The 17,022-nt window shown below is 71.7% G+C and carries 15 protein-coding genes; 8 read left to right on the top strand and 7 right to left on the bottom strand.

Annotation, left to right across the window (positions count from 1 at the left end; all coding sequences use genetic code 11):
- Positions 1-101: 101 nt before the first annotated feature.
- Entirely contained in the window at positions 102-1,490 is a 1,389-nt protein-coding gene (locus OHA73_RS24735) for a transcriptional regulator (RefSeq protein ID WP_266712708.1), read from the bottom strand.
- 302 nt (positions 1,491-1,792) lie between these two features.
- On the opposite strand from OHA73_RS24735, the gene OHA73_RS24730 reads away from it, so the two are divergent.
- From OHA73_RS24730 to OHA73_RS24715, 4 genes are all read left to right on the top strand, one after another.
- Positions 1,793-2,479 carry a bifunctional DNA primase/polymerase gene (locus tag OHA73_RS24730; protein ID WP_266712706.1) on the top strand — a complete coding sequence of 229 codons (687 nt, stop codon included), beginning with the start codon at positions 1,793-1,795 and terminating at the stop codon, positions 2,477-2,479.
- Between the two features lie 72 nt (positions 2,480-2,551).
- A complete protein-coding gene (locus OHA73_RS24725) occupies positions 2,552-3,433 on the top strand; it encodes an ABC transporter ATP-binding protein (protein WP_327656150.1) in 882 nt (293 codons plus the stop codon).
- On the top strand, positions 3,430-5,004 hold the full coding sequence (locus tag OHA73_RS24720; RefSeq protein WP_327656149.1) for a transporter: 1,575 nt from the start codon (positions 3,430-3,432) through the stop codon (positions 5,002-5,004). Before OHA73_RS24725 ends, OHA73_RS24720 begins: the two co-directional genes overlap by 4 nt.
- Positions 5,005-5,334: 330 nt before the next feature.
- Positions 5,335-6,012 carry an alpha/beta fold hydrolase gene (locus OHA73_RS24715; RefSeq protein WP_327656148.1) on the top strand — a complete coding sequence of 226 codons (678 nt, stop codon included), beginning with the start codon at positions 5,335-5,337 and terminating at the stop codon, positions 6,010-6,012.
- An 8-nt stretch (positions 6,013-6,020) separates the two neighbouring features.
- Here the strand turns inward: OHA73_RS24715 and OHA73_RS24710 are convergent, their stop codons facing one another.
- A complete protein-coding gene (locus OHA73_RS24710) occupies positions 6,021-6,551 on the bottom strand; it encodes a DinB family protein (RefSeq protein WP_266712694.1) in 531 nt (176 codons plus the stop codon).
- 140 nt (positions 6,552-6,691) lie between these two features.
- Between OHA73_RS24710 and OHA73_RS24705 the strand changes: the two genes are divergently transcribed.
- Positions 6,692-8,065: a PAS domain-containing protein gene (locus tag OHA73_RS24705; protein ID WP_266712692.1), complete on the top strand. Its 1,374-nt coding sequence runs from the start codon at positions 6,692-6,694 to the stop codon at positions 8,063-8,065.
- 134 nt (positions 8,066-8,199) lie between these two features.
- Here the strand turns inward: OHA73_RS24705 and OHA73_RS24700 are convergent, their stop codons facing one another.
- Complete coding sequence (locus OHA73_RS24700) at positions 8,200-8,964, bottom strand: SIS domain-containing protein (RefSeq protein ID WP_266712690.1); 765 nt, start codon at positions 8,962-8,964, stop codon at positions 8,200-8,202.
- A gap of 255 nt (positions 8,965-9,219) precedes the next feature.
- On the opposite strand from OHA73_RS24700, the gene OHA73_RS24695 reads away from it, so the two are divergent.
- Complete coding sequence (locus OHA73_RS24695) at positions 9,220-9,912, top strand: metal-dependent transcriptional regulator (RefSeq protein ID WP_266712688.1); 693 nt, start codon at positions 9,220-9,222, stop codon at positions 9,910-9,912.
- Positions 9,913-10,527: 615 nt separating this feature from the next.
- On the top strand, positions 10,528-11,391 hold the full coding sequence (locus OHA73_RS24690; RefSeq protein WP_266712686.1) for an alpha/beta fold hydrolase: 864 nt from the start codon (positions 10,528-10,530) through the stop codon (positions 11,389-11,391).
- 86 nt (positions 11,392-11,477) lie between these two features.
- Here the strand turns inward: OHA73_RS24690 and pdxH are convergent, their stop codons facing one another.
- Positions 11,478-12,110, bottom strand: coding sequence for a pyridoxamine 5'-phosphate oxidase (pdxH, locus tag OHA73_RS24685; protein ID WP_267072824.1), 633 nt, complete (start codon positions 12,108-12,110; stop codon positions 11,478-11,480).
- Between the two features lie 253 nt (positions 12,111-12,363).
- Here pdxH and OHA73_RS24680 point away from each other — a divergent pair, with 253 nt between their 5' ends.
- Positions 12,364-13,476, top strand: a complete 1,113-nt coding sequence (locus tag OHA73_RS24680; RefSeq protein ID WP_266712684.1) for a citrate synthase 2 — start codon at positions 12,364-12,366, stop codon at positions 13,474-13,476.
- Positions 13,477-14,114: 638 nt separating this feature from the next.
- Here the strand turns inward: OHA73_RS24680 and OHA73_RS24675 are convergent.
- Genes OHA73_RS24675 through OHA73_RS24665 form a run of 3 tightly spaced genes read right to left on the bottom strand, consistent with a single transcriptional unit; the run spans position 14,115 to position 17,005 of the window.
- Positions 14,115-14,693: a TetR/AcrR family transcriptional regulator gene (locus OHA73_RS24675; protein WP_266712682.1), complete on the bottom strand. Its 579-nt coding sequence runs from the start codon at positions 14,691-14,693 to the stop codon at positions 14,115-14,117.
- Positions 14,681-15,436, bottom strand: a complete 756-nt coding sequence (locus OHA73_RS24670) for an enoyl-CoA hydratase family protein (RefSeq protein WP_266712680.1) — start codon at positions 15,434-15,436, stop codon at positions 14,681-14,683. Before OHA73_RS24670 ends, OHA73_RS24675 begins: the two co-directional genes overlap by 13 nt.
- Positions 15,437-15,442: 6 nt before the next feature.
- Positions 15,443-17,005, bottom strand: a complete 1,563-nt coding sequence (locus tag OHA73_RS24665; RefSeq protein ID WP_266718768.1) for a 4-coumarate--CoA ligase family protein — start codon at positions 17,003-17,005, stop codon at positions 15,443-15,445.
- Positions 17,006-17,022: the final 17 nt, after the last annotated feature.

Raw genomic sequence — 17,022 nt, 5'->3', positions numbered from 1 at the left:
CTCCCCAGTGACGCGACTAACAAAACCGCCTGCCGGCTTGCCCGTTATGACACAGCTCACGTCACACCAGTACGCCGCTCATGTCCACACAAGTGCGCCGCTCACGCCGCCTGAAGCTCCATTCGCGCCCCGAACTCCCGCACCACGGGCTCCTCCCGGAACGGATCGAGACGCTCCCTGAAGTCGTCCAGATACTCCGCGCCCCGGTTCGAACGCACCGTGCCGAGCAGCTCGACGGCCCGAAGTCCCGTGTGACAGGCCTGTTCCACCTCCCGCTGCTGCACCTGCGCCGTCGCCAGCAGCACGAGGCCGATCGCGCGACGCCGGGCCCGCGACTCCGGATGCCCGTCCAACGACTCCTGCGCACACCGCGCCGCGTCCCTCGACTGACCCAAGTCACGGTGACAGTGCGCCAGTTCGTCCGCCAGATAGGCCTGGTCGAAGTGCGCGATCCACACCGGGTCGTCCCCGGAGTCGGTCCGCCCTTCGGCCTGTTCCAGGGCGGCGACCGCGCGCGAGGAGGAGGACTGCGCCGACCTCACGTCCCCGAGGAGTGCGTGGCCGCGCGCTTCGGCGGCGTGGAACATCGCCTCAGCGCGCGGCGTCACACGCCCGCGCGCCCCCTCCTGAGCCGCGCGGGCGAGCTGGGAGATCTCACGCGGATTGCCGAGCTGCGCCGCCAGGTGACTCATGGACGCGGCCAGCACGTACCCGCCGTAGCCACGGTCACCGGCCGCCTGCGCAAGCCGCAGAGCCTGGATGTAGTACCGCTGCGCGAGCCCCGGCTGACCGGTGTCGATCGCCATGTACCCGGCGAGCTCCGTCAACCGCGCGACGGCGGAGAACAGTTCACGCCCCACCGCCTCGCGGTACGAGCCCGCGAGCAGCCCGCTCACCACACTGTTCAGGTAGTGCACGAGCACCGGGCGCACGTGCCCGCTCCCGTACTGATGGTCAAGGTTGGTCAGCGCCTGCGTCATCGCCCGCACCGCCGCCACGTCCGAAGGACCGACCCGCGGCCCGGCCGCCCGCGCCACCTGCGAGTCCGGCACGGAGATCAGCCAGTCCCTGCTCGGCTCGACGAGCGCCGAGGACGCCACGGACGAACCGGAGAGAAAGTCCCTGCGCCCCACGTCACTTCGCCACAGCTCGCACACCTGCTCAATGGCGCCGAGCACGGTGGGCGAGAACTGGAGCCCGACACCGGAGGCGAGGTTCTTCCCGTTGGCCATCCCGATCTCGTCGATGGTCACCGTGCGTCCGAGCTTGCGGCCGAGCGCCTCCGCGATGATCCCCGGCGCCCGGCCGCGCGGCTGCTGCCCGCGCAGCCAACGCGCCACGGACGTCTTGTCGTAGCGCAGATCGAGCCCGTGCTCCGCACCGCACATATTGACCCGGCGTGCGAACCCCGCGTTCGAACAGCCCGCTTCCTGGATGAGCGCCTGCAGCCGTTCATTGGGCTGTCGCGCTACGAGAGGCCGTGCGGCCATGGCGTACCCCCTGCTGTGCCCGTCCGGGTGTCCGACTGCCGGTCAACAGCCGGTCGTTGGATCATCACTGCCCTGAGTGGAAACGGAAGATGCACCACAAACGGGTGTCAAACACACGCCCGTGTGACGCCGGTCCGTCGCGTTGCCGCGCTTGTTACCTCCCCGCACTACCCACCACCCGGGGCCTCCTCGCCCGCGCGCCCCCACCCATGCACCCATGCGCCCCACATGCGGGAACGATGCTCCCGCTCCGCCCGTACGTGCGCCCGTAACCCTCCGTGGCGGCGAGAGTTGAGAACGACGTGGAAGAGACCATCGCAGGCACCTCGGACGTCAACCCACCCGCCACCGCCGCCGGGCAGATCCCGCAGCAGCGCGGCGACTCGCTCCTGGACACCGCCGTCCGCTACGCGGAAGAGCGGCACTGGGACGTGTTCCCGGGCACCTGGCTGGAGATCGGCGACGGCGTCCAGCGCTGCTCGTGCGGCTCCCCCCAGTGCCCCGCCCCCGGCGCGCACCCCGCACGCCCCGACTGGGCGACGCAGGCGACCGGCAGCGCGACCGTGGCCCGCCGGCTGTGGTCGAAGCAGCCGAACGCGTCGATCCTCCTCCCCACGGGCCGCACCTTCGACGCGATCGACGTGCCGGAGACCGCCGGGTTCCTCGCCCTCGCCCGCATGGAGCGCATGGAACTCACCCTCGGCCCCGTGACCTGCACCCCGGACCGCCGTATGCAGTTCTTCGTGCTCCCCGGCGCCACCGCCAAGATCCCCGACCTCGTACGGAAGCTGGGCTGGCCCCCGGCCTCCCTCGACCTGCTCACGCTCGGCGAGGGCCAGTACGTCGCCGCTCCCCCGACCCGCTTCGGCAGCCGGGGCGCCGCCCAGTGGGCCTGCCGCCCGACCGCCGCGAACCGCTGGCTCCCGGACGCGGAGGAACTCATCTCCCCGCTGGCGTACGCGTGCGGGCGCGAAGGCAAACGCGGGTAGCGCCTCCCTGTGGCCCGCCCTCGGTCGACGTATCGTGCCCGGACGGACGAAGACGAGGAAGGGCGGGCACAGTTGACCTCGGCCGAGGAAACCGCAGCCGTACGCGTACACGACCTATGGAAGTCGTTCGGGCAGCAGGCCGCCGTGGCCGGCATCGAACTCGCCCTGCCCGCGGGCCGGTTCATCGGCCTCGTCGGGCCGAACGGGGCGGGCAAGACCACCACCCTCTCCATGGTCACCGGCCTGCTCCGCCCCGACCGGGGCACCGTGTACGTCGCAGGCCACGACGTCTGGGCCGACCCCGCCGAGGTCAAGGCACGCATCGGCGTCCTCCCGGAGGGCCTGCGCCTCTTCGAACGCCTCTCCGGCCACGAACTCCTCGCGTACACCGGCCGGTTGCGCGGACTGCCCGGCGCGGAGGTCGACAAACGCGCCGACCAGCTCCTCGACGTACTGGACCTGGCCGGGGCCCGCAACAAACTCGTCGTCGACTACTCGACCGGCATGCGCAAGAAGATCGGCCTCGCCGCGGCCCTGCTCCACAACCCCGAAGTCCTCTTCCTGGACGAGCCGTTCGAGGGCGTCGACCCCGTCTCGGCCCAGACGATCCGCGGCGTCCTGGAACGCTACACACGCTCCGGCGCGACGGTCGTCTTCTCCTCCCACGTCATGGAACTGGTCGAGTCACTCTGCGACTGGGTCGCGGTGATGGCGGCGGGCCGCATCCGAGCGCAGGGCCCGCTGGCGGAGGTCCGCGGCGAGGCGAACTCCTTGCAGGAGGCGTTCCTGGAACTGGTGGGGGCGCATGGGCGAGGCGCCGGTGGAACGCTGGACTGGCTTGGCAGCAGGTCAGCACCACAAACTGAAGCCTCTGCGGCGATTGAGCAGCGGGGTCCGGGGCAGAGCCCCGCGACGTCAACCCCGCCGCGGCGCAACAAACGGACCCGCCCATGACATCCGTACTGGTCCGACTCAAACTCGCCCTCCTCCGCAACGGCCTCCGCCAATCCGCCGGCCGCCGAGCCGCCTACATCGCGTCCCTCCTCGCGGCAGCGCTCGTCGGCGCACTCCAACTCCTCGGCCTGATCCTCCTCCACGGCAACGCGCACGCCGCAACCGTCGGCATCCCCCTCACCACCCTCCTCGCCCTCGGCTGGGCCGTCCTCCCGCTCTTCTTCCCCAGCGGCGACGAGACCCTCGACCCCACCCGCCTCGCGATGCTCCCGCTGCGCCCCGACCCCCTGGTCCGCGGCCTCCTCGTGGCATCACTGGTCGGCATCGGCCCCCTCTTCACCCTCTCCCTCGCGTTCGGCGCCGCGTACGCGGTGGCCCACGGAGCGGCGGGCGCGGTGGTCGCGGTACTGGCAGTCCCCCTCACCGTCCTCACCTGCGTCGCCCTCGCACGGACCGTGGCCGCGGCCAACATCCGGCTGCTCACCAGCCGCAAGGGCCGCGACCTCGCCGTCCTGAGCGGGCTCGTCATCGCGGTCGGCGCGCAGCTCGTGAACTTCGGGATACAGCGGCTCGGCGCGGCGGGCGGGGTCGACGCGCTCGACCCGGTGGCGAAGGTCCTGGGCTGGATCCCCCCGGCATCGGCGATCGCGGCGGTCGACGCGGCGAGCAAGGCGTCCTACGGAACGGCACTGGCCCAACTCGCCCTCTGCGCCGCGGCGTTGCTGACGCTCCTGACCCTCTGGCGCCGCGCCCTGACCCGCCTGATGACCGCGCCGGACGGCTCCACGATCGAAGCGGCGAGCCCCGGCCGCCGCCGCACCGGCACACGTAGGCGCCACCTCCTCCCGGAGGGCCGCACCGGCACGGTCATGGAACGCAGCCTCCGCTACGTATGGCGCGACCCGAAAACCAAAGCGGCCTGGGTGACATCCCTGGCGATCGGCCTGATCGTCCCCGTCTTCAACGCCCTCCAGGGCACCGGCACCGTCTACTTCGCGTGCTTCGCCTCCGGGATGCTCGGCATCCAGATGTACAACCAGTTCGGCCAGGACACATCGGCGTTCTGGATGGTGGCGATGACGATCGCGTCACCGAAGGACGCCTACACCGAACTACGCGCGCGTGCGTACGCCCTGCTCCTGATCACGCTCCCGTACGCCACGCTCGTCACGGTCATCACCACGGCGATGCTGAACGCCTGGCCCGACCTCCCCGAAGTCCTCGGCCTCTCCTACGCCCTGCTCGGCGCGATGCTCGCCACCGGCGCGTGGACCTCGGCGCGCTTCCCGTACTCGATCCCGCAAGAGGGCTACAAGAACGTCGCGCCCGGCCAGGCGGGTCTGGCGTGGATCTCCATCTTCGGCGGCATGGTCGCGGCGGCCCTCATCTGCACCCCGGTCCTGGCCCTCACGATCACCCTGCACGCGACGGGCTCGGCGTCCTGGACCTGGATCCTGCTCCCGATCGGAGCGGCGTACGGAGCGGCGTCGACGTTCCTCGGCCTCCGCCTGGCGGCCCCGCGCACATCGAACCGCCTCCCGGAAATCCTGCTGGCGGTAAGCAAAGGCTGAAAGCTGAGGCCTTACGGAAGGGGCAAAACACAGACGACCCGCGAGCCTGGTTCCTCCCGCCCCTGAGGACGGTCGGAAGCCGACCGGACGTACCGGCGGCTCGCGGGTCGGGTGACTGCTTGGGATTGGGCCGGCTGCGCGCACATATCGCGCGCTGGTCCGGCGCCGAAATCGAAATGCGACGTCGGGCCGCTAGCCCGCAGTCACCTCACGCGTCCGGGATTCATACATCTGCCGAACCACCTCCCTTCGATGTGTCACCCACTTTAGGAAGGTCCCGCGCACCCTTCAACCGCTTTTACGCGACCTTGAGGGGCCTACCCTCCGGACATGATTGATCACCTCTCCACCGACGTGGGAGGTGTCCGGCTGGCCTACCAGCTCTCGGGCCCACCGGACGCCCCACCCCTCGTGCTGCTGCACGCGATGGGCGAGACAGCCGCCGACTGGGAGCCGGTCCGGCCCGCTCTCGACCGTGCCCGACACGTGTACGCACTCGATCTGCGAGGCCACGGCCTCAGCGACCGCCCGGGCGAGTACTCGCTCGAACTCATGCGGGCCGATGTGCTCGGGTTCCTGGATGCCTTGGGGCTCGCATGCGTGGATCTCATCGGTCACTCCATGGGCGGGGCCGTCGCCTACCTCCTCGCTGAAGAACATCCGGACCGAGTGCGCAGACTGGTCCTGGAGGACGTTCCGGTGCCCCGCCCGAGAGAGCCGACCACCCCGACGAGGCCCGAGGGTCAACTCGCCTTCGACTGGGCCCTCGTGCCGGCCATCAGGGCGCAGATCGATACGCCGGACCCCAAGTGGCTCGACCGGCTCGGGCGAATCACCGCCCCGACGCTCGTGATCGCCGGCGGACCGGGCAGCCACGTCCCTCAGGACGGCATCGCCGAGCTGGCCCAACGCCTACCGGACGGGCGCGTGGTGACGATTCCGGTCGGGCACCTGGTCCACCGGGCAGCGCCGGAGGCGTTCGCGTCGGCCGTCACGGCGTTCCTCTGAAGCGGGCGTCACGCCCCCGCCGTCCCGTCTATCGCCTCCCGCAGGAGGTCCGCGTGGCCGTTGTGGCGGGCGTATTCCTCGATCATGTGGGTGAGGATCCAGCGGAGGGAGACCTTGGGGTCGCCGGTGAAGGCGGCTTCCTGGGGGGAGAGGGTGCCGGTTGCGTCGAGGGAGGCGGTCGCGGTGAGTTCGCGGGCGCGGGTGACCTCGGTGCGCCAGGCGGCCAGGGCGTCGGACAGGGTGCGGTCCTCGGTGAGGGTGAAGGCGTCCGGGCCGCCTGTGTCGTGGACCGGAGGGGTGTCGGGGGCGGCGGCGAAGACTCGTTGGAACCAGTTGCGTTCGACCTCGGCCAGGTGTTGGACCAGGCCGAGGAGGGTGAGGGATGAGGAGGGGACGGCACGCGCGCGTGACTGTTCGTCCGTCAGGTTCGCGCATTTGACGGCCAGTGTTTCGCGGTGGAAGTCCAACCAGGCCACGAGGGTGGTGCGTTCGTCGGAGGTCGTGGGCGGGACGGGGCGGCCGTCGGGCAATGTCGTCATGCGTTGCATGCTGGTTGTATGTGCTCTTGGGTTTCTCCGAACTTGCCTGAAGTCCGTGTGGGATGCGTCACGTTCGAGTTGAATGATCTGGAGCGGTACGAGGAATTCGTCGCGCCGACACAGCCTGCAGGGGGTTCCAGGTGAGTGCTTCCCGGCGTAGTGGGACCACTGATGCGCTCGGGCCCGAGGAGCCGGAGCCGGACGGGGCCGATCTGCTGGCCGCGTTGTTGGACGGCATGGACGCCGCGTTGTGCGCCTTCGACGCCGATGGGGTCGTGACCCATTGGAACCGGGAGGCCGAGCGCGTGCTCGGCTGGTCGGCCGAGGAGGCCGTGGGGCGGCACGGGTTCGCGGGGTGGGCCGTGCGGCCGGCGGACGCGGAGGAGGTGCAGGGGCGGCTGCTCGCCTCGATGCACGCTCCCGGGCGGCAGGTGAACGAGTTCGCGCTGCTCACCAAGGACGGCGGGCGGGTGCTCGTACGGACGCAGTCGGCCGCCGTGCGGGGTCCCGACGGGAAGCCCGCCGGTGTGTACTGCGCCTTCAGTGAGGTGCACACGCAGATCGATCTGGAGCGGTCCATCGCGCTGAGCGAGGCGCTGTTCGAGGACGCCGCGTGGGGTGTCGTGCTCGTCGACGCGGATCTGCGGCCCGCCGTGGTGAACGGGCATGCGGCGCGGGCCATGGGCACCGGGCGCACCGCCGCGTTGGGTCGGCCGCTCGGGGATCTGATCGGGCAGGGCGTGGAGGAGCTGGAGAGCGTGCTCGCCCATGTGCTCGCCGAGGGCCCGCCGCCGTCTCCGACGGAGATGTGGGTGACGCTGCGGCGGCCCGGTGAGGCCGGTGGGCGCACGGAGCGCCGGTGCTGGCGCAGCGGTTTCGTACGGCTGGCGTCGCCGCTCGCGGAGGAGCCGGTGCCGTTGGGCGTGGGGTGGCTGTTCCAGGATGTGACCGAGGCGAAGCAGAACGAGCAGGAGGCCGCGCAGCTCCGGTTCCGGTCGCAGCAGTTGCACCGCGCGGCGCGGGCCGCCGCCGAGTGCGAGAACCCGGCCGAGGCGGCGACCGTGCATCTGGATTTCGCGCTCGCCGGGTTCGCGGATCACGCGGTGATCGACCTGGTGGCGAGCGAGGAGCCGTTGCGTCTGGTGCGGGCCGCGGCCACGCCTTCGGGGGCGCCGGGGCCGAGCCTGTTGGTGTCGCGGGGCGCCCTGCCGGTGCGGTACGCGGCGGGGCATCCGGCGTTGCAGTGCGTGGAGCGGGCGGGTTCGGTGCGGGCCGCCGCGGAGGGCGGCGCGGTGCGCGGGGACTGGGCCCAGGACCGGCAGTGGCCGGAGGGCACGGTGTTCGCGTTGTGCGCGGTGCTGCGCAGCCGGGGCCGGACGGTGGGTGTGGTGACGTTTCTGCGGGGCGCCAGCAGGGTCGGGTTCGAGCGCGGGGACGCCGTGTACGCGGAGAGTGTGGCGGTGCGGATCGCGGGTGCGGTGGATCTGGCGTGGGCGCTGGCGGCGGACCGGTAGACCGATAGACCGGTACGGGGTCGGGAGCGCTTGGGCGGCCCGGTTCAGCGCCGGGAGCGCTTGGGCGGCCCGGTTCAGCGCCGGGAGCCCTCGGGCGGTCCCGTTCAGCGCCGGGAGCCCTCGGGCGGTCCCGTTCAGCGCCGGTAGTAGATCCGGTCCCCGTACTCCTCGAAGACCTTCGCGTTCCATTCCAGGCCGCCGTCGACGTTCCCCGAGCGCAGCAGTGGGGGCTGGATGCCCCGGTCGGCCAGGTTCGCGGCGCAGGTCGCGAGGGTCGCCTGCATGAGGGCGCTGGCGGTGACCGTGGAGGCGGGCGCGAAGGGGGTGTCGACGCCTTCGTGGGTGAGCTCCGCGTCACCGATCGCGATCTTGGAGTCGAGGACGACGTCGCAGTGGTCGCGCAGATAGCTGCCGGAGACGTGGCGGGAGGTGGGGGCGTCGGGCCCGGTCGCGTACGACAGGGAGGTGACGCCGATGACCTTGATGCCGGCCGCGCGGGCGCTGAGGGCCATCTCCACGGGGAGCGCGTTGCGCCCGGACAGGGAGATGATCACCAGCGCGTCGCCCGCCTGTGCGGGGCTGGCCTCCAGGACGGCCGCCGCGAGCCCGTCGACCCGTTCGAGGGCGGAGCCGAGCGTCGCGGGCATGACGTCGATGCCGACGGTGCCGGGCACCGACAGCAGGTTCATCAGGGCGAGGCCGCCGGCCCGGTAGACGACGTCCTGAGCGGCGAGCCCGGAGTGGCCCGCGCCGAAGGCGAAGAGGCGGCCGCCGTCGGCGACGGTGTCGGCGAGGAGGGTGCCGGCGGCGGCGATGTTGTCGGCCTCCTCGTCACGGATCCGCGTGAGGAGTCCGATGGAGGCGTCGAGGTACTGCGCGGCCAGCTTGCTCTCGCTCATCGGCGTGCCCCTTGAGTCCTGGTGAGTCGGGTCGCGTCCCGGTGGTGCTCGGCGCGTTCGCGGATCACGGTGCGGTCTGGACCAGTGCCCTGTCAATACGGTCCCCGGCCCCCGCGGGCCCGGTGTTTCCCCGGCGCGTCACGGTTGTCAGCGGTATGCGTCAGAATTGAGTTCTGGGTTCCAGGGCCAGCGCACGCGCTGCGCGGACAGCCAGCGGAGCTGCCGCGGAGCTAGAGAGCTACACGAGGGGCACGTATGTCCGGACTGATCGACACCACGGAGATGTACCTCCGCACCATCCTCGAGCTGGAGGAGGAAGGTGTGGTCCCCATGCGCGCCCGGATCGCCGAGCGGCTCGACCAGAGCGGGCCGACGGTGAGCCAGACCGTGGCCCGCATGGAGCGGGACGGGCTGGTCGCCGTGGCGGCCGACCGGCACCTGGAGCTGACCGACGAGGGCCGGCGGCTCGCGACGCGCGTGATGCGCAAGCACCGGCTCGCCGAGTGTCTGCTCGTGGACGTGATCGGCCTGGAGTGGGAGCAGGTGCACGCGGAGGCCTGTCGCTGGGAGCACGTGATGAGCGAGGCGGTGGAGCGCCGCGTCCTCGAGCTGCTCCGGCACCCGACGGAGTCGCCGTACGGGAACCCGATCCCGGGCCTGGAGGAGCTGGGCGAGAAGGACGGGGCGAACCCGTTCCTGGACGAGGGGATGGTCTCGCTGTCCGACCTCGACCCGGGCGCCGAGGGCAAGACGGTCGTGGTGCGCCGCATCGGCGAGCCGATCCAGACGGACGCGCAGCTGATGTACACGCTGCGCCGGGCGGGCGTGCAGCCCGGTTCGGTGGTCAGCGTGACGCAGTCGCCGGGCGGGGTGCTCGTCGGCAGCAGCGGCGAGGCGGCGGAGCTGGAGGCGGAGATCGCCTCGCACGTCTTCGTGGCGAAGCGCTGACCGTCTTCGTGGCGAAGCGCTGACCGTCTTCGTGGCGAAGCGCTGACCGTCTTCGTGGCGAAGCGCTGACCGTCTTCGTGGCGAAGCGCTGAGCCGAGCGACCGCCTGTGGGCCGGGCGTCAACTTCCGTGTCGTGCGGGTAAGTTGACTTGTATCCGCACATGCTGCACTTCCGCGCAGAAAACAAGATTCACTGTGCGGAACCGCAGCGATCGGACGCTCGGCGTGCGAGGCTGTCGCGTGAGGCATATGACCAGAGGGGGCCGCATGGACCGGCCGATCGGGGCGCGACGGGCCTGGGGGGCACGGGGTGCACCGGAGGCGGCGTCGAACGCCGCACCGCATACAGAGGGCCCCGGCGCCTTGCGGCGCCGGGGCCTGTCCTCCCCTGTTCCGACCCGGAGCCCCGAGCTCCCAGGGTCGATCCCCTCGGACCGTTTTCCCCGAGCGGTCCGCCTCCCGCTGAAGAGATCCCCTCGACAGCGCCGGTCATTCCTTGAGTTCTGTCACTCAAATGAGGGGTGTTGTCGGAGAGCACCGCGCTTTCGAAAACAGGTTCGATAGCGTGAGCGGGTACGCGACTGCAGGCGCGACCACGAGGGGGTGCCAGGGCCTATGGCACGGCGCATCGACGTGACCGGGGCAGGCGGGATCCACCTGGCTGCCTGGGAGTTCGCCGACCCGCCCAAGACGGGCGAGGTCGGGCACAATCCCGGAGTTCTGCTGCTGCACGGGCTCATGGGGCGGGCGTCCCACTGGGCGGGGACGACGCGCTGGCTGGCCGAGCGACATCGCGCGGTCGCCCTTGACCAGCGCGGGCACGGGCAGAGCGACAAGCCGCCGGAAGGCCCGTTCGACCGGGAGGCGTACGTCCTGGACGCGGAGGAGGCACTGGTCCAGCTGGGCCTGGAGCCGGCCGTCCTCATCGGGCACTCCATGGGAGCGCTCACGGCGTGGCAGCTCGCCGCCCGCCGGCCGGACCTCGTCCGCGGCCTGGTCATCTGCGACATGCGGGCCTCCGCGCTCGGGACGGCCTCCCAGCGGGAGTGGGAGGACTGGTTCAAGGCGTGGCCGCTGCCGTTCGCGACGCTCGCGGACGTACGGAAGTGGTTCGGGGAGGACGACCCCTGGGTCGAGCGGCCCAACCCGGCGCGCGGAGAGTTCTACGCCGAGGTGATGACGGAGACGCCGGACGGCTGGCGGCCGGTGTTCTCGCGGCGCCAGATGCTGGAGGCGCGGTCGACGTGGGTGTTCGACGCGCACTGGGAGGAGCTGGCGGCGGTGCAGTGCCCGGCGCTTGTGCTGCGCGGGCTGGACGGGGAGCTGGGGCGGGCGGAGGCGCAGGAGATGGTTCGGGTGTTGCCTCGGGGTGTGTACGCGGAGGTGGCCGACGCCGGGCATCTCGTGCACTACGACCAGCCGGAGGCGTGGCGCTCCGCGGTGGAGCCGTTCCTTGACGGGGTCTTGGCGGAGTTGTGACGTGGCCGGGAGCCGGGGTTGAGGTCGCGGGGCTCTGCCCCGGGCCCCGCTCCTCAATCGCCGGAGGGGCTTGAATTGCCCACCCGTCACGGGCTGAGGCGTTCCACTCGCCACGTGGTCTCGCGGACGTAGCGGAGGCGGTCGTGGAGGCGGTTTTCGCGGCCCTGCCAGAATTCGATGGTCACCGGCGTGATCCGGTAGCCGCCCCAGTGGGGTGGTACCGGGACCGCGGTGCCCTCCGGGTGGCGCGCCGCCAGCTCCGCGTAGCGCGCGTCGAGTTCCTCCCGCGAGGCGACCACGGACGACTGCGCGCTGGCCCACGCGCCCAGCTGGGAGCCGTGCGGGCGCGTGCGGAAGTACGCCTCCGTCTCGGCCCGCGACGTACGCTCCGCCGTCCCGGTCACCAGGACCTGGCGCCCCATCGGGTGCCAGGGGAAGAGCAGCGCGACGTGCGGGTTGACGGAGAGGTCCCGTGCCTTGCGGGAGCCGTAGTTGGTGTAGAAGACGAAGCCCGCCCCGTCGTACGACTTGAGCAGCACCGTGCGGGAGCTGGGCCGGCCCTCGGCGTCGGCGGTGGAGACGACCATGGCGTTGGGCTCGGGCAGCGGGGAGCCCGGGGCCGCCGCCTGTTTGAACCAGCGCGTGAACTGCTCCATCGGGTGCAGGGCGAGGTCCCCCTCCAGCAGGCCGCCGTTCTTGGCGCGGTACTGCTCGCGCATGTCGGCGAGGTCGAGTTCGGGATCGTCGTGGGCACTCACGGCGTCATCCTGCCGGACGGAAGGGCACAGACGCACCCAGAGTGAAACATGGCACTGAGTGCCGCGAGCCCTCGCCAACTGTGGCACGGAGGGTTATGTTCCAGGGGCCGAAACGGTTCAGCCGCCTGCCGTACGGGGCATCACGGGTGTACCCCCGTCCGGACCACGGGTGTTCCAGCACCCGAGCCGCCCACGCATCCAGAGGAGCCGCCCGATGTCCGACCTCACCCCCGGCTTTGTTCCAGGCCTCGAAGGTGTCGTCGCGTTCGAGACCGAGATCGCCGAACCGGACAAGGAAGGCGGCGCCCTGCGCTATCGCGGCGTCGACATCGAGGATCTGGTCGGCCACGTGTCGTTCGGGAATGTCTGGGGGCTGCTGGTCGACGGCGCCTTCGACCCGGGCCTGCCGCCGGCCGAGCCGTTCCCGATCCCCGTCCACTCCGGTGACATCCGCGTCGACGTGCAGTCGGCGCTCGCCATGCTCGCCCCTGTGTGGGGCCTGAAGCCGCTGCTCGACATCGACGAGCAGCGGGCCCGCGACGACCTCGCGCGGGCCGCCGTCATGGCCCTGTCGTACGTCGCGCAGTCCGCGCGCGGGCAGGGTCTGCCGATGGTGCCGCAGCGGGAGATCGACAAGGCGGACACCGTCGTCGAGCGGTTCATGAAGCGCTGGCGCGGGGAGCCGGACCCGAAGCATGTCGCGGCCGTCGACGCGTACTGGACGTCGGCCGCCGAACACGGCATGAACGCCTCTACGTTCACGGCCCGCGTCATCGCCTCGACCGGGGCCGATGTGGCGGGTGCGCTGTCCGGGGCCGTCGGCGCCATGTCCGGGCCGCTGCACGGCGGTGCGCCGTCCAGGGTGCTCGGCATGATCGAGGAGATCGAGCGGACCGGGGACGCCGAGGCGTACGTCCGCAGGGCGCTCGACAACGGTGAGCGGCTCATGGGGTTCGGGCACCGGGTGTACCGGGCGGAGGACCCTCGCGCGCGTGTACTTCGGCGTACGGCGCGGGAGTTGGGGGCACCGAGGTTCGAGGTGGCCGAGGCGCTGGAGAAGGCGGCGTTGGCGGAGTTGCACGCGCGGCGGCCCGACCGGGTGCTTGCCACGAACGTGGAGTTCTGGGCGGCGATCGTGCTGGACTTCGCGGAGGTGCCGGCGCACATGTTCACGTCGATGTTCACGTGCGCCCGTACGGCGGGGTGGTCGGCCCACATCCTGGAGCAGAAGCGCACGGGCCGCCTCGTCCGCCCCTCGGCCCGCTACGTGGGCCCGGAGTCACGTCCTCCGCAGGAGATCGGCGGTTACGGCGACATCGCCCGTTAGACCGGGTGCCGGGGTCGGCGCCCTTGGTTCCTGTTGCACGGCACCGTGATTCTTGGCGGTGCCGTGGCCGACGCCTGCCGTGAAGGGTGCGCTGCACCGGGGGCCGCCTTGCCCACCCTGCCGCCCCAGGCGGCAGATTGCCCAAGTCGGGTGCGGCCGACCGCAACGGGTGGGGAGCCGTGGTCGGCGGCGGGTCGCCCCAGGCGGGGGCGGTCGACCTCAACAGCCGGGGAGCCGTGGCAAATCAAGCCCCGCCGGCGTTTGAGGCGCGGGGTCCGGGGCGGAGCCCCGCGGCGTGGGCACGCTCTGGGCCGGAGCCCCCGGAGGGGGCGGGTGGGTGGGAGATGGGCGGGGGAGATTGGCCCTTTTGAGCCCCTGCGGCGATTGAGCAGCGGGGTCCGGGGCGGAGCCCCGTGGCGTGAGAACGGTGCCGGTCATCAAGCCCCTGCGGCGATTGAGCAGCGGGCCCCGCAGCCTGCGGACGGTGCCGGTCAATCAAGCCCCGCTCTGGGACGAGACTCGCGGGGTCCGGGGCGGCGCCCCGTGGCGTGGGGACGGTGCCGACACATCAAGCCCCGCCGGCGATTGAGGCGCGGGGGCCGGGGCGGAGACCCGTGGCGTAGGGGCGGTCGAGCGGGTCAGCCCAGTGAGCGTTCCACGATTCCGGCCCACTCGGACACCACCCGCTCCCGCCGCCCCCTGTCGTCCGTGAGGAGGTTCGCGAGGCCGAGGCCGCGGGCCATGTCGAGGAGGCCCTGGACGACCTCCCGCACCCCCGGCAGGGACTCGTCCGCGCCCAGCAGCTCCACCGCGATCCGGTGGGTCTCGCGCCCGACCCGTGCCTCCAACTCGGTCACCCGCCCACCCAGTTGCGGCTCGTTCGACGCGGCCACCCACAAGTGCAGCGCCGCCCGGAACAACGGCCCCGTGTAGAGGTCGACGAGCGCCGCCACCGCCTCCGCCCGCCCCTGCGGACGCAGCCCCCGCAGAGCGGTGGACCGCTCCTCGGCGACGTACTCGACGGCCGCGGTGAACAGGTCCTCCCGGGTAGGGAAGTGGTGCTGGGCGGCGCCGCGCGAGACGCCGGCGTGCTCGGCGACGACGGAGACCGTGGAGCCGCCCCAGCCGTGCGCGGCGAGGCAGGCGACCGCGGACTCCAGGAGCCGTTGCCGCGTCACCCGCGAACGGTCCTGCTTCGGCAGCGTCACAACACCCATGCGGCATCCCGTCGTTCGAGAAAGGCAGTCATGCCCTCGCGGGCCTGCGCGGAGCCGAACAGCCGCGCGGACAGCGCCGTCAGAGACTCCGCGTCCCGGTCGAAGGCCTCCAGGACCTTAACCGTGAGCAGCTTCTTCGTCTCGGCCAGGCCCTCGGGGGAGGATTTGCGTAGCCCTTCCACGACCGGCGCCAACACCTCGTCCACCCCCTCCCCCGCCACCGTCACGAGCCCGATCCGCGCCGCCTCCGCCGCGTCGAAGCGCTCACCCGTCAGGTAATACCGGGCCACCGCCCGCGGATCGACGCGCGGCAGCAGCGGCATCGAGATCACGGCGGGCGCGACCCCGATGCGTACCTCGGTGAAGGCGAACGACGATGCCGCTGAAGCCGCCGCGATGTCGCACGCCCCCACCAGCCCCAGGCCGCCCGCCCGCACGTGCCCGTCGACCCGCGCGACGACCGGCTTACCCAACTCCACGATCTGCCGCAGCAGTCCCACCAGCGCGTCCGGATCCGGAGGATCCCGCAGGTCGGCGCCCGCGCAGAAGGTGCCGCCGGTGTGGGTGAGGACGACGGCGCGTACGTCGCGGTCCTTGTCCGCGTCGCGCAGCCGGTCCCCCAGCTCGCCGACGAGGGCCGACGACAGGGCGTTGCGGTTGGCGGGCGAGTCGAGGGTGAGGGTGGTGACGCCACGTTCGTGGGCGTGCGTCACCAGGTCGCCGAGCGCACTCTCAACAGCCATCAGATATCAGATCTCCCTGAGTTCGCGGCGCAAGATCTTCCCGGAGGCCGCGCGCGGCACCCCGTCGATGAACGCCACGCGGCGGATCTTCTTGTACGGGGCGACGCGTTCGGCGACGTATGCCATCACCGCGTCCGCGCCGAGCGCCGGGTCCGCGCGCACGACGAACGCCTTCGGCACCTCGTTGCCGTCGTCGTCGAGGACGCCGATGACCGCCGCGTCGGCGATGCCCTCGTGGGCGAGCAGCACCGCCTCCAGGTCGGCGGGGGCGACCTGGAAACCCTTGTACTTGATGAGTTCCTTCACTCGGTCGACGACGAACAGCCAGCCGTCCGCGTCGACGCGCCCGACGTCCCCGGTGCGCAGCCAGCCCTCGGTGTCGATCATGTCGGCAGTGGCGTCGGGGCGGCCGAGGTAGCCCTTCATGACCTGCGGCCCCCGGATCAGGACCTCGCCGGGCTCGCCGGGCGCCACGTCCTTCGCCGGGTCGTCGAGGGACACGATCCGCATCTCGGTCGAGGCGATGAGCCTGCCCACGGCGCCAGGTGGCGGGTTCTTCGCGTCGTACGGGACGACGTGGGTGCCGGGCGAGAGCTCCGTCATGCCGTAGGCCTGGCCGACGGGCGGCAGGCCGAGGCGGCGCGCGCAGGCGCGGGCGAGTTCGCCGTCGAGGGGCGCGGCGGCGCTGATGACATGACGTAGGGACGACAGGTCGTAGCCCTCCACGGCCGGGTGTTTCGCGAGGGCGAGGACGATCGGCGGGGCGACGTACAGGTGGGTGATGCGGTGCTTCTCGATCGCCCCGAGGAACGTTTCGAGGTCGAAGCGGGGCAGCACGACGACGGTGGAGCCCTGCCGCAGCGGGCCGTTCATGAGCGCCGTGAGGCCGTAGATGTGGAAGAAGGGCAGGACGGCGAGGATGCGGTCGCCGGGGCCCGTCGGGAGGACGGGCTGGAGCTGGGCGAGGTTCGTGGCGATGTTGCGGTGGGTGAGCATGACGCCCTTGGGCGTGCCGGTGGTGCCGGACGAGTACGGAAGCGCGGCCACGTCCTCGGCGGGATCGATCTCCACGACAGGTTCCGGCGCCGCGGTGCCGAGCATGTCGATCAGCGAGCGGTGGCCCGAGGTTCCCGTCGGGTCGCAGACGAATATCTCCCGTACGCCGCCCGCGAGTTCGGCCGCCGCGCGGGCCGACTCGACGAGCGGGGTGATGGTGACGATCCAGTTCGCGGACGAGTCGCGCAGTTGCTTCGCGAACTCCTCCGGCGTGGACAGCGGGTGCACGGTGGTCACGGAGGCGCCCGCGCGCGTGGCGCCGTAGAACGCCACCGGGTAGGCGATCGTGTTGGGGCTGTGCAGCGCCACCACGTCGCCCTTGCGCACGCCCGCGTCGGCGAGCCCGGCCGCCACCTTGCGGTGGAACCCGTCGAGCCCGGCGTACGAGAGGGTGGTGCCGGCCACCCCGTCGACGAGGGCGGGGGCGTCGCCGCGGGCGGCCGCACCCCCGAGCACGGCGTCGTGGATGGGCTCGTCGACGACCGCGACGTCCGCGTACTCACTCACGTACACCATGTCGAACTCCTCGC

It is taken from the genome of Streptomyces sp. NBC_00483, assembly GCF_036013745.1.
Lineage (GTDB): Bacteria > Actinomycetota > Actinomycetes > Streptomycetales > Streptomycetaceae > Streptomyces.
This window is presented reverse-complemented; position numbering and strand designations above follow the sequence as displayed.

Bases quoted from the DNA above. Each gene is read 5' to 3' on its own strand.
- pdxH (WP_267072824.1), bottom strand. From the start codon at position 12,110: ATGCGCGAGCAGTACCGCGCCAAGAACGGCGGCCTGCTGGAGGGGGAC.
- OHA73_RS24715 (WP_327656148.1), top strand. From the start codon at position 5,335: ATGATTGATCACCTCTCCACCGACGTGGGAGGTGTCCGGCTGGCCTAC.
- OHA73_RS24700 (WP_266712690.1), bottom strand. From the start codon at position 8,964: ATGAGCGAGAGCAAGCTGGCCGCGCAGTACCTCGACGCCTCCATCGGA.
- OHA73_RS24710 (WP_266712694.1), bottom strand. From the start codon at position 6,551: ATGACGACATTGCCCGACGGCCGCCCCGTCCCGCCCACGACCTCCGAC.
- OHA73_RS24695 (WP_266712688.1), top strand. From the start codon at position 9,220: ATGTCCGGACTGATCGACACCACGGAGATGTACCTCCGCACCATCCTC.
- OHA73_RS24680 (WP_266712684.1), top strand. From the start codon at position 12,364: ATGTCCGACCTCACCCCCGGCTTTGTTCCAGGCCTCGAAGGTGTCGTC.
- OHA73_RS24720 (WP_327656149.1), top strand. From the start codon at position 3,430: ATGACATCCGTACTGGTCCGACTCAAACTCGCCCTCCTCCGCAACGGC.
- OHA73_RS24670 (WP_266712680.1), bottom strand. From the start codon at position 15,436: ATGGCTGTTGAGAGTGCGCTCGGCGACCTGGTGACGCACGCCCACGAA.
- OHA73_RS24690 (WP_266712686.1), top strand. From the start codon at position 10,528: ATGGCACGGCGCATCGACGTGACCGGGGCAGGCGGGATCCACCTGGCT.
- OHA73_RS24675 (WP_266712682.1), bottom strand. From the start codon at position 14,693: ATGGGTGTTGTGACGCTGCCGAAGCAGGACCGTTCGCGGGTGACGCGG.
- OHA73_RS24735 (WP_266712708.1), bottom strand. From the start codon at position 1,490: ATGGCCGCACGGCCTCTCGTAGCGCGACAGCCCAATGAACGGCTGCAG.